The 13834-nt window shown below is 69.8% G+C and carries 13 protein-coding genes; 6 read left to right on the top strand and 7 right to left on the bottom strand.

The features are described 5' to 3' along the window. Nucleotides 1-84: 84 nt before the first annotated feature. Complete coding sequence (locus AACZ75_RS08305; RefSeq protein ID WP_339872371.1) at nt 85-2277, top strand: prolyl oligopeptidase family serine peptidase; 2193 nt, start codon at nt 85-87, stop codon at nt 2275-2277. A 59-nt stretch (nt 2278-2336) separates the two neighbouring features. After that, nucleotides 2337-3092, top strand: a complete 756-nt coding sequence (locus tag AACZ75_RS08300) for a DUF1223 domain-containing protein (protein ID WP_339872370.1) — start codon at nt 2337-2339, stop codon at nt 3090-3092. Nucleotides 3093-3104: 12 nt separating this feature from the next. On the opposite strand, the gene AACZ75_RS08295 is transcribed toward AACZ75_RS08300, so the two are convergent. Together AACZ75_RS08295 and glpK are read right to left on the bottom strand one after the other, a co-directional pair. Next, nucleotides 3105-4184 (bottom strand): phosphotransferase, encoded by a 1080-nt coding sequence (locus tag AACZ75_RS08295; RefSeq protein ID WP_339872369.1) that lies wholly within the window; start codon nt 4182-4184, stop codon nt 3105-3107. After that, a complete protein-coding gene (gene glpK, locus AACZ75_RS08290; RefSeq protein WP_339872368.1) occupies nt 4181-5674 on the bottom strand; it encodes a glycerol kinase GlpK in 1494 nt (497 codons plus the stop codon). The genes AACZ75_RS08295 and glpK overlap by 4 nt, the downstream gene beginning before the upstream one ends. A gap of 67 nt (nt 5675-5741) precedes the next feature. Between glpK and AACZ75_RS08285 the strand changes: the two genes are divergently transcribed. Next, nucleotides 5742-6752, top strand: a complete 1011-nt coding sequence (locus AACZ75_RS08285) for a threonine/serine dehydratase (protein ID WP_339872367.1) — start codon at nt 5742-5744, stop codon at nt 6750-6752. Then, nucleotides 6749-7228 (top strand): MaoC family dehydratase, encoded by a 480-nt coding sequence (locus AACZ75_RS08280; RefSeq protein ID WP_339872366.1) that lies wholly within the window; start codon nt 6749-6751, stop codon nt 7226-7228. Before AACZ75_RS08285 ends, AACZ75_RS08280 begins: the two co-directional genes overlap by 4 nt. Nucleotides 7229-7232: 4 nt before the next feature. Here the strand turns inward: AACZ75_RS08280 and AACZ75_RS08275 are convergent, their stop codons facing one another. Both AACZ75_RS08275 and AACZ75_RS08270 read right to left on the bottom strand, forming a co-directional pair. Next, nucleotides 7233-8168 (bottom strand): Gfo/Idh/MocA family oxidoreductase, encoded by a 936-nt coding sequence (locus AACZ75_RS08275; protein ID WP_339872365.1) that lies wholly within the window; start codon nt 8166-8168, stop codon nt 7233-7235. Between the two features lie 5 nt (nt 8169-8173). Then, nucleotides 8174-9334, bottom strand: a complete 1161-nt coding sequence (locus tag AACZ75_RS08270) for a DegT/DnrJ/EryC1/StrS aminotransferase family protein (protein ID WP_339872363.1) — start codon at nt 9332-9334, stop codon at nt 8174-8176. Between the two features lie 188 nt (nt 9335-9522). Between AACZ75_RS08270 and AACZ75_RS08265 the strand changes: the two genes are divergently transcribed. Then, nucleotides 9523-10071, top strand: a complete 549-nt coding sequence (locus tag AACZ75_RS08265) for an HAD family hydrolase (RefSeq protein ID WP_339872362.1) — start codon at nt 9523-9525, stop codon at nt 10069-10071. A 56-nt stretch (nt 10072-10127) separates the two neighbouring features. Beyond that, entirely contained in the window at nt 10128-11000 is an 873-nt protein-coding gene (locus AACZ75_RS08260) for an alpha/beta hydrolase (protein ID WP_339872360.1), read from the top strand. A 4-nt stretch (nt 11001-11004) separates the two neighbouring features. Here the strand turns inward: AACZ75_RS08260 and AACZ75_RS08255 are convergent, their stop codons facing one another. The 3 genes from AACZ75_RS08255 to AACZ75_RS08245 all read right to left on the bottom strand — a co-directional run bounded on the left by AACZ75_RS08255 (nt 11005) and on the right by AACZ75_RS08245 (nt 13773). After that, a complete protein-coding gene (locus AACZ75_RS08255; protein WP_339872359.1) occupies nt 11005-11439 on the bottom strand; it encodes a nuclear transport factor 2 family protein in 435 nt (144 codons plus the stop codon). Then, the gene (locus tag AACZ75_RS08250) at nt 11436-11660 is read right to left on the bottom strand and encodes an alkylphosphonate utilization protein (protein ID WP_339872358.1); all 225 of its coding nucleotides are present in this window, start codon (nt 11658-11660) and stop codon (nt 11436-11438) included. The genes AACZ75_RS08255 and AACZ75_RS08250 overlap by 4 nt, the downstream gene beginning before the upstream one ends. Nucleotides 11661-11724: 64 nt before the next feature. Next, a complete protein-coding gene (locus tag AACZ75_RS08245; protein WP_339872357.1) occupies nt 11725-13773 on the bottom strand; it encodes an NAD(+) synthase in 2049 nt (682 codons plus the stop codon). Nucleotides 13774-13834: the final 61 nt, after the last annotated feature.

Genomic DNA, 13834 nt, shown 5'->3' with positions numbered 1-13834 from the left:
GTTCAGGTCCAGTCCCCCTCCACCATCCTTCGGATGGTCCCCCTCCCCCGATGGGGGAGGATTTTAACTGCGGAGTGTAAGTCCATGCGCCATCTGATCCTGTCCGCCGCCATCCCGGCCCTGCTCATGGGGGCCTGCGCCACCCTGCCGGGCCCCGCCGTCGCCCCGCCGGCGGTCGTGGCCGAGCGCGCGCCGCCGCCGCATTTCCCCGCCGACCTCAGCCCGGCCGGGGTGGCCGCCGCCGACGACCATCTGGACCTGGAACAGGTGCAGGGCGAGGCGGCCATGGCCTTTGTCGCACGCGAGAATGCGGCCGCGCTGGCGGCCCTGACCGGTGATCCCCGCTATGAGCCCTATCGCCAGCAGGCCTTCGCCATCCTGTCGGCCACCGACCGGATTCCCGCGCCGAGCTTCCTCGGCGACGGCATCGGCAATTTCTGGCAGGACGCGGCCAATCCCAAGGGGGTGTGGCGACGCACGACGCTGGACTCCTATCGTTCGGCCGATCCGCAGTGGGAGACCCTGCTCGACATCGGGGCCCTGTCGGCGGCTGAAGGCAGGGACTGGGTGTTCAAGGGGGCCAACTGCCTCGCGCCCGACGAGACCCGCTGCCTGGTCAATCTGTCCGACGGCGGCCGGGACGCCGTGGTGGTGCGTGAGTTCGACCTGACGACCAAACGCTTCGTCGCCGGTGGCTTCACCCTGCCCGAGGGCAAGCACCGCCTCAGCTGGCTGGACCGCAACACCCTGCTGGTGGCCACCGATTTCGGCCCCGGCACCCTGACCGAGAGCGGCTATCCCTTCATCATCAAGACCCTGACGCGCGGCCAGACCCTGGCCCAGGCCACCGAGGTCTATCGCGGCGACATCGGCGACGGCGGCTATGGGGTCAGCGCGCGGGTTCTGCGCGACGGCCGGGGCGCGGTCCTGGCGGTGCTGTTCAACCGTCCGCTGGATACCTTCAGCAGCGAGACCGTACAGTGGCTGGACGGTCGTGCGGTCAAGCTGAGCCTTCCGGCCAAGGTCAATGTCCAGGGCGCGATCCGCGACCAGTTGATCTTCAGCGTTGACCAGTCGTGGACCCAGGCGGGTGAGACGTTCCGGGCCGGCAGCCTGATGGCCGCGCCCCTTGCGGGCTTGCGCGACGGCCAGGGCCGCGCCGAGACCATCTTTGCGCCCGCTGACCGCCAGTCGGTCGAAGAGGTGTCGGTGTTCGACAACCGCGTTGTCGCGACGGTCTACGACAACGTCCGGGGACGGATGATGCGTTTCCTCGACACCCGGGGCCGCGGCTGGCTGAAGGCCGATGTCGACGTGCCGGACAATGTCGCGGTGCACCTGGGCGACTCGAGCCGGGGATCGGATCGACAGTTCTACAGCTTTGAAGGCTTTCTGACGCCGGCCACCCTGAACCTGCTGGATATGCGGGTCGGCCCCGCCGGGCGGACCGAACAGATCGCCGCCGCCCCCGCCCGGTTCGAGGCCTCGACCCATGTGGTCGAACAGTTCGAGGCCACCTCGTCCGACGGCACCAAGATCCCCTATTTCGTCACCCGTCCCCGCGACCTGGTCATGGACGGCCATGCGCCGACGATCATGTACGGCTACGGCGGTTTCCAGGTGTCCAAGCCGCCGGCCTATATTCCGGAAATGGGCAGGCTGTGGCTCGAGAAGGGCGGGGTCTATGTCAACGCCAACATCCGCGGCGGTGGCGAGTTCGGGCCCGACTGGCACCAGGCGGTGCTGAACGAGAACCGCCAGATGGCCTTTGACGATTTCGCCGCCGTGGCGCGTGATCTGCAGGCGCGCGGCATCACCTCGCCGCGCCGTCTGGGCATCTACGGTCGCTCGAACGGCGGGGTGCTGACCTCGGTCATGGTCACCCAGCACCCAGAGCTGATCAATGCGGCGGTGATCGAGAGCCCGCTGATCGACATGCTGCGCTATCACGAACTGCCCGCCGGGGCCTCGTGGATCGGCGAATACGGCGACCCGCGCATCCCCGAGGAGGCCGCCTGGATCGCCGGCTATTCGGCCTATCAGCAGCTGCGTCCGGATGCGGACTATCCGCGCGTCTACATCACCACCAATACGCTGGACGACCGGGTTCATGCCGGCCATGCGCGCAAATTCGCGGCGCGGCTGGGCGATCAGGGCCACGACCACCTGTATTATGAGGAAACCTCGGGCGGCCACTCCAATGACGCCGATCCGGTGGCCAATGCCCGGCGCTGGGCCCGCCACTATGTCTATCTGGCCCAGCAGTTGATGGACTGACGGTTCCTCACGGGAAAATGAGCGGCGGGATCGGGCCGGGGGTGGTTAAGCTGTCGGCCATGAACCTGAGGGGCTTGATCTTTGGTGTGGCGACGGCGGTCGCGGGGCTGATGGCGGCGGGGGCGACCCTGCCGCCCGAGCCCCAGCCGTCCGACGCCCGTCCGGCGTCACGGGCGGTGCGGAGCGCGCCGGTGGTGCTGGAGCTGTTCACGGCCCAGGGCTGCGCCGGCTGTTCCGACGCCGACCGGATGGTCGAGGAGGCGGCCGACACCCCGGGGGTGATCGTGCTGACCTATGGCGTCGACTACTGGGACTATCTGGGCTGGGCCGACACCTTCGCGCGGCCGGAGTTCGCCGCGCGCCAGCATGCCTATCGCCAGGCCCTGCGCCTGCGGTCGGTGTCGACGCCCCAGGTGGTGATCGACGGCCATCGCCAGGTGTCGGGGGCCCGTTCGCCGGAGTTGCAGACCGCCATCGACGAGGAATCGGTCCGCCGCGACTTCCCGCCCGAAATCGAATTCCGCGCCACCGGCGGCCGGGTCGGAATCGGCTCGGGCCGCCCGCCCGAGGGCGGGGCCGAGGTGGTGGCGGTGACCTATACACCCGGCCTGCAGAGCGTGCAGGTCGATCGCGGCGACAACCGCGGCCGGACCGTGCGTCAGCTCAATGTCGTGCGCGGCGTGACCCGTCTGGGTGACTGGACCGGGCGCTCGGCCCTGTTCGCCCTGCCGCCGGTGTCGGACGACGGCGATGCGGTGGTGGTCCTGCTGCAGGCGCGGGCGGACCGTCGCATCCTGACGGCGGCGCAGCGCTAGCCACGGCCGGATTCAGGCGCCGGCCTTTTTCGCAAAGCTCCAGGCCGCGTCGGCCAGCGGCTGGACCTGGGCCGCCATGGTGCGGGCATGGCTGCTGGCGGCGGTGCCGTCGCGCACCCGCCCGGCGATGCCCTGGCAGATGGCCGCCAGCCGGAACAGATTGTAGGCGAACAGCCAGTCCAGATTCTTCGGACCCGCGACCCCGGCGGCGGCGGCATAGCGGTCGACCGTCTCGTCGATCGAGGGAATGCCGAGCGCCTCCAGATCGGCCCCGCCCAGACCGTTGCGCAGGGTGGCGGGGATGACCCAGCCGATCAGCAGATAGGAGAAGTCGGCCATCGGGTCGCCGAGCGTCGACAGCTCCCAGTCCAGCACCGCCCGGACCTCGGCCTTCTTCGGGTCGAGGATCAGGTTGTCGAGACGGAAGTCGCCGTGGACGATGCGGGTCGGGCCGTCGGCGGGCAGGCTGTCGGGCAGGAAGGCGATCAGCCGGTCCATGGCCGGGTTGGGTTCGGTCTCGGAGGCCCGGTACTGTTTGGTCCAGCGCCCGACCTGGCGCATGAAATAGTTGCCCGGCTTGCCGTAGTTGCCCAGGCCGATGGCGGCCGGGTCAAAGCGGTGCAGGGCGGCCAGGGTGTCGGTCTGGGCCTCATAGATGGCGCGGCGTTCGGCCGGTTGCAGGCCCGGCAGCTTCAGGTCCCAGAACACCCGGCCCTCGACCTTGTCCATCACATAGAACATCGAGCCGATCACCGCGTCGTCGGTACACAGGGCGTGGGGCCGGGCCACCGGATAGCCGTGCCTGTGCAGGGCTGAGATGACGGTGAACTCGCGATCGACCGCATGGGCCGACTGCAGCAGCACCCCGGGCGGCTTGCGCCGCAGCACATAGGTGGCCGAGGGGGTGGTCAGCTCATAGGTCGGATTGGACTGGCCGCCCTTGAACTGGCGGATGGTCAGGGGACCGGCATAGCCGTCGATGTTCTCTCTCAGCCAGACCCCGAGGGCGGCCTCGTCGAGGGCATGGCGCGGATCCACCGCGCGGGTGCCGGAAAAGGCGGTCTGGGCGTCGGTCAGGTCGGTATCGGTCATTGTGCGGCGATGATGGCGGCCCGGACCGCGCTTTGCCAGCCCTTGATCAGCCGCGCCCGCTCGTCCGGGTCCATGCGCGGGGTCCAGACGGTCGGGGCGTCGGTCGCCGAGGGGCTCAGGTCGTCGATCAGGCCGATGCCGAGCGCCGCCAGCCGGGCCGCGCCCAGGGCCGTCATCTCCTGGAAGGCCGGGCGTTCGACGGTGACGTCGCAGATGTCGGCCACGAACTGCATGGCGAAGCCGTTGGCGGTGACGCCGCCGTCGACCCGCAATACGGCCAGCGGCGGGGCCCCGTCGGCGACGAGGGCGTCCAGCAGGTCGCGGGTCTGGTAGGCCAGGGCCTCCAGCGCCGCCCGGACGAAATGGGCCGGGCCGGAGTCGCGGGTCAGGCCCGTGACGGTGCCGCGGGCGTCGGGCTGCCACCAGGGCGCGCCCAGGCCGGTGAAGCCGGGCACCAGATAGACGCCGCCGTTGTCGGCCAGGGACCGGGCCATGGCCTCGGACCCGGCGGAGTCCGCGAGCAGTCCGACCCCGTCGCGCAGCCACTGGATCGCCGACCCGGCCGAGAAGATCGAACCCTCCAGCGCCCAGGCGACGGTGTCGCCGATCTGATAGCCGAGCGTGCCCAGCAGCCGCCGGGTCGAGAGCACCGGCGCGGCCCCGACATTGGCGACGAGGAAGGCCCCGGTGCCATAGGTGATCTTGGCGTCGCCCGGGCGCATCGCCCCGTGGCCCACCAGGGCCGCCTGCTGGTCCCCGGCCGCGCCGTGGATCGGCAGGGCCGCGCCCAGCAGGGCCGGGTCGCAGTCGCCGAAATGATCGCTGCAGCCGAGGATCTGCGGCAGGGCCCGGCGGGGGACGGCGAACAGGGCGCACAGGTCGTCGCGCCAGGCCCGGGTCTGGAGGTCCATCAGACTGGTGCGGCTGGCATTGGTGGCGTCGGTGACGTGGCGGGTGCCGCCGGTCAGCTTCCAGATCAGCCAGCTCTCGATCGTGCCGAGTTTCACCTCGCCGCGCGCCGCCCGGTCGCGCGCCCCGGGCACAGCGTCGAGCAGCCAGGCGAATTTGGTGGCCGAGAAATAGGGGTCGAGGATCAGGCCGGTCGCGGCCTGGACCCTCGGCTCATGGCCCTCGGCGGTCAGACGGGCGGTGACGTCGGCGGTGCGCCGGTCCTGCCAGACGATGGCCCGGTGCAGGGGCTCGCCGGTGGTGGCGTCCCACAGCACCGCGGTCTCGCGCTGGTTGGTGATGCCGACGGCGGCGAAACGGTCGATTCCGCCCGCCTCGGCGATGACCGCGCGGCAGGTCTGCAGGGTCGCCTGCCAGATTTCGGCCGCGTCATGCTCGACCCAGCCGGAGTGCGGGAAATGCTGGGCCAGTTCGATCTGGCTGACCGCCACGGCGCTGAACCCGCCCTGGGGCGACACGGCGAAGGCGATGGCCCGGGTCGAGGTCGTGCCCTGGTCGATGGCGAGGATCAGGCGGTTCATGAATTCCCTTCGCGGTGGTTCAGCATTCCATCTTACGCAGAGCCGGTGTCTGGGGTTAAGTGGCCGGATGCGTATCGCCTCCTATGCCGGCGTCCAGGACGCCGCCCGTCAGATCGCCCGCGTCGCGGTGCGCACGCCGCTGATCGAGAGCCCGGCGCTGAACGCGCGGCTGGGCGGCCGGGTGCTGATCAAGGCCGAGACCCTGCAGGTCACCGGGGCCTTCAAATTCCGCGGGGCCTATAATCGCATCAGCCGGCTGACGGCCGAGGAACGCGCGCGCGGGGTCGTGGCCTATTCCTCGGGCAATCACGCCCAGGCGGTGGCGGCGGCGGCGCAGATGCTGGGGACCCACGCCGTCATCGTCATGCCGGCCGACAGCCCGAAGGTGAAGCTCGACGGCGTCATCGCCCATGGTGGCGAGGTGCGGACCTATGACCGCTATACCGAGAGCCGCGAGGCCATCGGCGCGGCCATCGCCACCGAGCACGGCCGCGTGCTGGTGCCGCCGTTCGATGATCCGCTGATCATCGAGGGGCAGGGGACGGTGGCGCTGGAGCTGTTGGACCAGGCCAAGGCGGTCGGGGCGGCCCCGCTGGACCAGCTGTTGTGCGGGATGTCGGGCGGCGGGCTGATGGCCGGCATCAACCTGACCCTGGCGGCGACCGCGTCGCACACCCAGGTGTTCGGGGTCGAGCCGCTGGCCTATGACGATACCCGACGCTCGCTGATCGCGGGCGAGCGGCGCGGCCATCCGCCGGTGACCCGGCCGTCGATCTGCGACGCCCTGATGTCGCCGCAGCCGGGGGTGCTGACCTTTCCGATCAATCGCCGGATGACCGGGGTGCTGACGGTCAGCGACGCCGAGGTGGCGGCGGCGGTCGCCTGGGCCTTCCGGGTGCTGAAACTGGTGGTCGAGCCGGGCGGGGCGGTGTCGCTGGCGGCCCTGCTGGCCGGGAAGCTGCCGGTCAAGGACCGGATCACCGCCATCATCCTGTCGGGCGGCAATGTCGACCCGGCCCTGTTCAGCGCCATCATCGAAGAGCGCTACACGCCGGAAACCTGGGGAGCCGCACCATGAGCCGCACCGAACGCAAGGGTGTGCCGACGCCCACCGCCGCCCTCGCCGGTCTGGTCGGGACCGAGGTCGGGGTCAGCCGCTGGATCCTGGTCGACCAGGCCCGGATCGACGCCTTCGCCGGGATCACCGAGGACCGGCAATTCATCCATATCGACCCGGTCGCGGCGGCGAGCAGCCCGTTCGGCGGCACCATCGCCCACGGCTTCCTGACCCTCAGCCTGCTGTCGGCCATGACCTATGACGCCGTGCCGCCGCTGGAAGGGGTGACCATGGGCATCAACTACGGCTTCGACAAACTCCGCTTCCTCGCCCCGGTGCCGGCCGGATCGCAGGTGCGCGGCCGGTTCCGGCTGCTGTCCGCCGAGGACAGGGGCGGCGGGCGCTGGCTGCTGAAACACGAGGTCACGGTCGAGATCGACGGCAGCGACAAGCCGGCCCTGGTGGCGGAATGGCTGGGGATGCAGGTGGTGGGCTAGAGGCTCAGCCCTCGCCCAGACACCGCAGCGCCACTTCCAGATTGCGCAGCCCGTCCTCGCCGGTCACGGCCGGGGTCTCGCCGGTACGGATGGCGTGGGCGAAGGCTTCCAGCTCCTTCTTCAGCGGCTCGGCCGGCCAGCTGTTGACGGCGCGGGTCTGGTAGGAGCCGTCGGCCTGCTGGCCGAAATATTCGGTGACCTGGCGGGTGATCAGGTCGGCGACCACGAATTTGTTGCGCGTGGCGACCTGCAGGGTGCGGACCTTGTAGGGGGTGACCCAGTTGGTGGTGATGTGGGCGATGACGCCGTTGGCCAGCCGGAACTGCAGCAGGGCCGTGTCCTCGCGATCGGCCTTGGTGCGGGCCAGTTGCGGCTGGACCTCGGTGATCTCGGAGTCTGTCAGGTGGCGGATGATGTCGATGTCATGCACGGCCAGGTCGATGACCACCCCGACCTCGCCCATGCGCGGCGGGAAGGGGCCCACGCGCGTGATCTGGATCGAGATGATGTCGTCACCGTCGATGGCGCGCTTGACCGCGTCGACGGCCGGATTGAACCGCTCGACCTGACCGACCATCAGCACCCGGTCATTGGCTTTCGCGGCGTCGATCATGCGCTGGGCGTCGGCGACGGTGGCGGCGATCGGCTTTTCGACCAGCACATGGATGCCGGCTTCCAGCAGGGCCACGCCCAGCTCGGCATGGTGCCGGTTCGGGGTGGCGACGACGGCGGCGTCGAGACCGGCGGCGACGAAATCCTCGGCCCGGGTGAAGGCCCTGGCGTCATAGAGGGTGGCGACCCCCTCGGCCGTGGCCGCGTCCGGATCGAACACGGCGGTCAGGTCGACGTCGCGGATGTCCGACAGGACCCGGGCATGGTTGCGGCCCATGACGCCGGCACCGGCGACACCGAAGCGAAGGGGGGGCAGGGAGGTGGTCATGCGGTTCAGCCCTTGTAACTGGCGACGGCGGCGATGATCCGGTCCTGGGTCGCCTCGTCGAGGTCGGCGTGCATCGGCAGGCTGATGACCCGCGTCATCAGCCGCTCGGTCACCGGCAGGCCCTGGGGGCCGCGCGGATACATGTCATAGGCCGGCTGCAGGTGCAGCGGGATCGGATAGTAGACGGCGGTGGGCACGCCCTGGGCCTTCAGATGGGCGGCCAGGCCGTCGCGGTCGGCGTGTTCGATCGTGTACTGGGCCCAGTTCGAGACGTTGCCGGCCGGCACGTCCGGCACGGCCGCGACGTGGGCGCGCAGGCCGACATTGTAGCGGGAGGCGATGCGGTTGCGCCATTCGATCTCCTGACCGAACACCTTGAGCTTCTCGATCAGGACCGCGGCCTGGATGGTGTCGAGCCGCGAGTTCAGGCCGATACGCATGTTCAGGTATTTGGGGTCGTGCTCGAAGGTCCGGCCCGTGAGGTCGCGGGCGACGGCCTTGCCGTGCACCCGGATCGAATCGATCAGCTGGGCCAGGTCGTCGTCATTGGTCAGCACCGCGCCGCCGTCGCCGTAGCAGCCCAGGGGCTTGGCCGGGAAGAAGCTGGTGGTGGTGATGTCGGCCCATTTCAGCGGATGATCCCCGTCGATCGTGCAGCCGAAACCCTGGGCCGAATCGGCGATCAGCTTCAGGCCGTACTTGTCGCAGATCGCCTTGATGGCCGGATAGTCGGCGGGCTGGCCGAACAGGTCGACGGCGATCACCACCTTGGGGGTCAGGCGACCTTCCCTGAGCGTGGCCTCGATGGCGGCCTCGAGGTGGCCGGGGTCCATGTTGTAGGTCCGGGCGTCGACGTCGATGAAGACCGGCTCGGCGTCGAACCAGGGCACGACCTCGGCGGTGGCGGCGAAGGTGAAGCTGGGCACGAAGACGGCGTCGCCGCGACCCACGCCCCAGGCCATCAGCGGCAGGGCCAGGGCGTCGGTGCCGTTGGCGCAGCCGAGCGCGTGTTTCGCGCCACCGAAGGCGGCGAGGTCGGATTCGAACTGGCGCACCTGAGGGCCCATGACCCAGGCACCGCCGACGACGGCGGCCTGGACGGCGGCCTCGATCCGGCCGTCGAGGCGAAGGCGCTGGGCCTGGAGGTCGATGAAGGCGATGGTCATGACTGGCGATTCTCTCATCAGGCGTCGGCGTGTTGCGGCTTGAAGCGCCACGGAGCGGGAGGGCCAAGGCTGGCGCCTCCTACCAAACCGTCCCCACCGCAGACAAATGCCACAGGGTCACTTCACGTTGCGGGTTGCAACGCGACCACGCGGTGTCCTAAGCGACCGGGGCAGGGTGGAGTGCATTAGTGACGACCAGAACGACCAGCGCAACCGGCCAGACAGCGGGCGGCGGCGTGCCTGCCGTGTTTCTCGACCGCGACGGCGTGTTGATCGAGGATACCGGCTATCCGCATCTCGAATCCCATCTGACCCTGATCCCCGGGGCCGACGGGGCGGTGCGCCGGCTGAATGCCCTCGGCTATCTGGTGATCGTGGTGACCAATCAGTCGGGTGTGGCGCGCGGCCTGTTCAGCGAGGCGCAGATGCACGCCTTCAACGATCTGATTGTGCGACGCCTGGCGGCCAAGGGAGCCCGGATCGGGGCGGTCTATGCCTGCCCCTTTCACAAGGAAGCGCGTGATGAACGCTATTTCCATGCCGATCATCCCGACCGCAAGCCGAACCCCGGCATGATCACCCGGGCCATCGCCGACCACGGCATCGACCCGGCCCGGTCGTTCCTGATCGGCGACCGGCCGACCGATCTCGAGGCGGCCCGGCGCGCCGGCCTGCCCGGTTTCCTGTTCGAGGGCGTCGACCTCGACGAATTCGTCCATGATCTTCTGGGCGGTTGATCGCAATTCCCGTGACAATGAAATAGGCTGGGCCCTCCCGATCCGGAGAATTTGTCATGGCGGAATACGCTGAACGTCGCTGGACCTCGCCGGACGGACTGACCCTGTTCGCCCGTGACTACGGCGGTGCCGACGGCGCGGCCCGCCTGCCGGTGATCGCCATTCATGGCCTGACCCGCAACAGCGCCGATTTCGACACCATCGCCCCCCTGATCGCCCAGAGCGGTCGCCGCGTGCTGGCCGTCGATGTGCGCGGCCGCGGCCGCTCGGACCGCGCCCCCGACCCGATGACCTATTCGCCCGAGGTCTATGCGCGCGACATCCTGGCCCTGATGGACCAGGCCGGAATCGACAAGGCGGTCTTTCTCGGCACCTCGATGGGCGGACTGATCACCATGGCCATCGCCGCCATCCGGGCGCGGACGATCGCGGCGGCCATCATCAATGACGTCGGCCCCGAGGTGTCGCCGGTCGGCCTGGCCCGGATCGCCGCCTATATGGGCCAGCCGGTCGAGATCTCGACCTGGGCCGAGGCGGCCGACTATGTGAAGGGGCTGAACGCCGTGGCCCTGCCCCACTATACCGACGCCGACTGGGCCGCCTTCGCGCGCCGCACCTTCCGCGAGGGGACCGAGGGCCTGCCGGTGCCGGACTATGACCCGGATATCGCCGTGCCGATCCGGGCCGCCGGGGCCAAGGCCATGGTGCCCAATCTGTGGCCCTTCTTCCGCCGGCTGACCCGGGGCCGTCCGGTGCTGCTGGTGCACGGCGAGACCTCCGACCTGCTCAGTCCCGAGATCGTCGACCGGATGCGCAAGGCGGCGCGCAAGATGGCCTATGTCCAGGTGCCGGGTGTCGGCCACGCCCCGATGCTGGACGAGCCCGAGGCGCGGGCCGCGATCTTCGAATTCCTCGCCGGTGTCAAATAGCGCTTCAGCCCGCGTGTTCCAGGACGATGCGCCAGTGGCCGTCGATCCGTTGCCAGACCTGGGTCGAGACGCCGCCGTACAGGCGGGTGCCGTCACGCGTGATCTGCCAGCGCAGCACCAGGGCGACGTGATCGGGTCCGAGCGGCAGGGCGTCCAGCACCTCGCCGCTGTAGGTGCCCATGATCTCCGGGTGCCCGGCGAATTCGGTGCGCATGGCGGCGGCGAAGGAGTCGAACCCGCGCTCGACGCCGGCGCGGCTGACCCAGACGATGTCGGGCGTGTCGAGATACAGGGCCAGCGCCCCCTCGATGTCGCCGCGGTTCCACGCCGCCATCTGGGCCTCGAAACCCGCGGCGGCGTCCTCGACGGGTCCGGCGGCGGCAGGTCCGGCCAGTAGCAGGCCGAGCGCCAGGCCCACGGCGGCGAGACGGTGGCTCATGCCTTCTTGACGAACTCGGTGCGCAGGACGAGCCCGCGCACCCTGTCGACATTGGCCTCGATCTCGGCCTCGTCGCCGGTCAGCCGGATGTTCCGGACCAGGGTGCCGCGCTTGAGGGTGACGCCGCCCGACCCCATGACCTTGAGGTCCTTGATCAGGGTGACGCTGTCACCGTCGGCGAGGATGTTGCCGTTGGAATCCCGGGTCGGGGTGTCGGTCATGGCGGGTCTCTGTGTGCAGCGGTGACGGAAGGGCGCGGGGTCGGGGCGCGAAGGGCGGGTCGCCTCAGGCCTCCGGCACGTGGGCCTCGAGGTCGTCCAGCCAGACGCGGGCGTTGCCGTCTGACGGGGCCCGCCAGTCGCCACGCGGTGACAGGGAGCCGCCGGTCACCACCTTGGGGCCGTTGGGCAGGGCCGAGCGTTTGAACTGGCTGGTCTGGAAGAAGCGCACCAGGAATTGGCGCAGCCAGCCCTTGATCGTGGCGAGGTCGTAGGCGACGCGCTCGGCCGCCGGCGTATGGACGGGCCAGTCCCCGGTCGATGCGTCCTTCCAGGCCTGATGCGCCAGCCAGGCGACCTTGGACGGACGCATGCCGAAGCGGGTGATGTAGAACAGGAAGAAGTCGTTCAACGCATAGGGGCCGACCGTCTCCTCGGTCGACTGGATCCGGCCGTCGGCCCCGGCCGGCACCAGTTCGGGCGAGATCACCGTGGCCAGCACCGCGTGCAGGGCCGGGGTCGCGTCCGCCCCGACCAGATCGCCGTCGGCGACCCAGCGGATCAGGTGGCGGATCAGGGTCTTCGCCACCCCGCCGTTGACGTTGTAGTGGCTCATATGGTCGCCGACGCCATAGGTGCACCAGCCCAGCGCCAGTTCCGACAGGTCGCCGGTGCCCAGCACAAAGGCCCGGTTCTGGTTGGCCAGGCGGAACAGATAGTCGGTGCGCAGACCGGCCTGGACGTTCTCGAAGGTAATGTCGTGCACGGGCTGACCGTCCGCATACGGATGACCGATGTCGGCCAGCATCCGTTCGGCGGCCGGGCGGATGTCGATCTCCTCGCCGGTGACGCCCAGGGCGCGCATCAGGGCCCAGGCGCTGGCCTTGGTCGCGTCCGAGGTGGCGAAGCCGGGCAGGGTAAAGGCCAGGATGCCGGTGCGCGGTAGCGCCAGCCGGTCGAAGGCGCGGCAGGCGACCAGCAGGGCCTGGGTCGAATCCAGCCCGCCCGAGACGCCGATCACCAGCCGTTCGGCCCCGGTGGCGGTCATGCGCCGCATCAGGCCCTGGACCTGGATGTTGAAGGCCTCGTAGCAGTCGCGGTCCAGCCGGGCCGGATCGTCGGGCACGAAGGGGAAGCGGTCGAGCGGCCGCATCAGGGTGTCGACGTCGTCGTGGCCGGGCGCGCTGAACGGCACCACGGTGGCGGCCTCGCCCTCCAGCCGGGCACAGTCGGCGAAGGTGCCGTTGCGCAGCCGGTCCAGGCCGATGCGCTCGACGTCGACGTCGGCCACGGTCAGGTGGGATTCGAGCGAAAAGCGCGGGCCCTCGGCCAGTTTCGCGCCCAGTTCGTGGATCGTGGCCTGACCGTCCCAGGCCAGGTCGGTGGTGCTTTCGCCCCAGCCCGAGGCGGCGAAGACATAGGCCGACAGGGTGCGGACCGACTGGCTGGCGCACAGGACGGCGCGCTCGTCGGCCTTGCCGATGACGATGTTGGAGGCCGACAGGTTGCAGAGGATGCGGGCCCCGGCCAGGGCGGCCCGGGTCGAGGGCGGCAGGGGGGCCCAGAAGTCCTCGCAGATCTCGACCGCGAAGACGAAGCCGGGGCGGTCGTCGGCCTCGAATATCAGGCCGGGGGCGAAATCGACGCTCTCGCCGTTCAGGACCAGCACATCCTCGGCCCGGCCGGCGGCGGGGGAGAACCAGCGTTTTTCGTAATATTCCCGATAGTTGGGCAGGTAGGATTTGGGCACCACGCCCAGCACCTGGCCGTTGGCCAGCACCACGGCGCAGTTGAACAGGGCGTCGCCGTTGCGCAGGGGGGCTCCGACGACCGCGACCACACCGGCCTCGCCGGCTACCCCCGCCAGATGGCCGATCTGGCGTTCGACCGCGACCAGCAGGGCGTCCTGCATCAGCAGGTCGTCGATGGCATAGCCGCTCAGCGACAGTTCCGGGAAGACCAGCAGGTCGACGCCCTCGGCTCCGGCCTGGCGGATCAGGGCTTCGTGTTCGGCGGCGTTGGCGACCGGATCGGCGATATGGACCACCGGTGTCGCAGCGGCGACGCGGACGAAGCCGTGGGTGGCGGCAGAGTGGAAGGCGTGGGCTTCAGGCATCGATGGTTCCGCCGACAGGTCAGGCCCCTTCTATCAGCCGGAAGCTAACGACCGCAAAACC

The organism is uncultured Brevundimonas sp., assembly GCF_963975535.1.
Classification (GTDB): Bacteria; Pseudomonadota; Alphaproteobacteria; order Caulobacterales; family Caulobacteraceae; genus Brevundimonas.
This window is presented reverse-complemented; position numbering and strand designations above follow the sequence as displayed.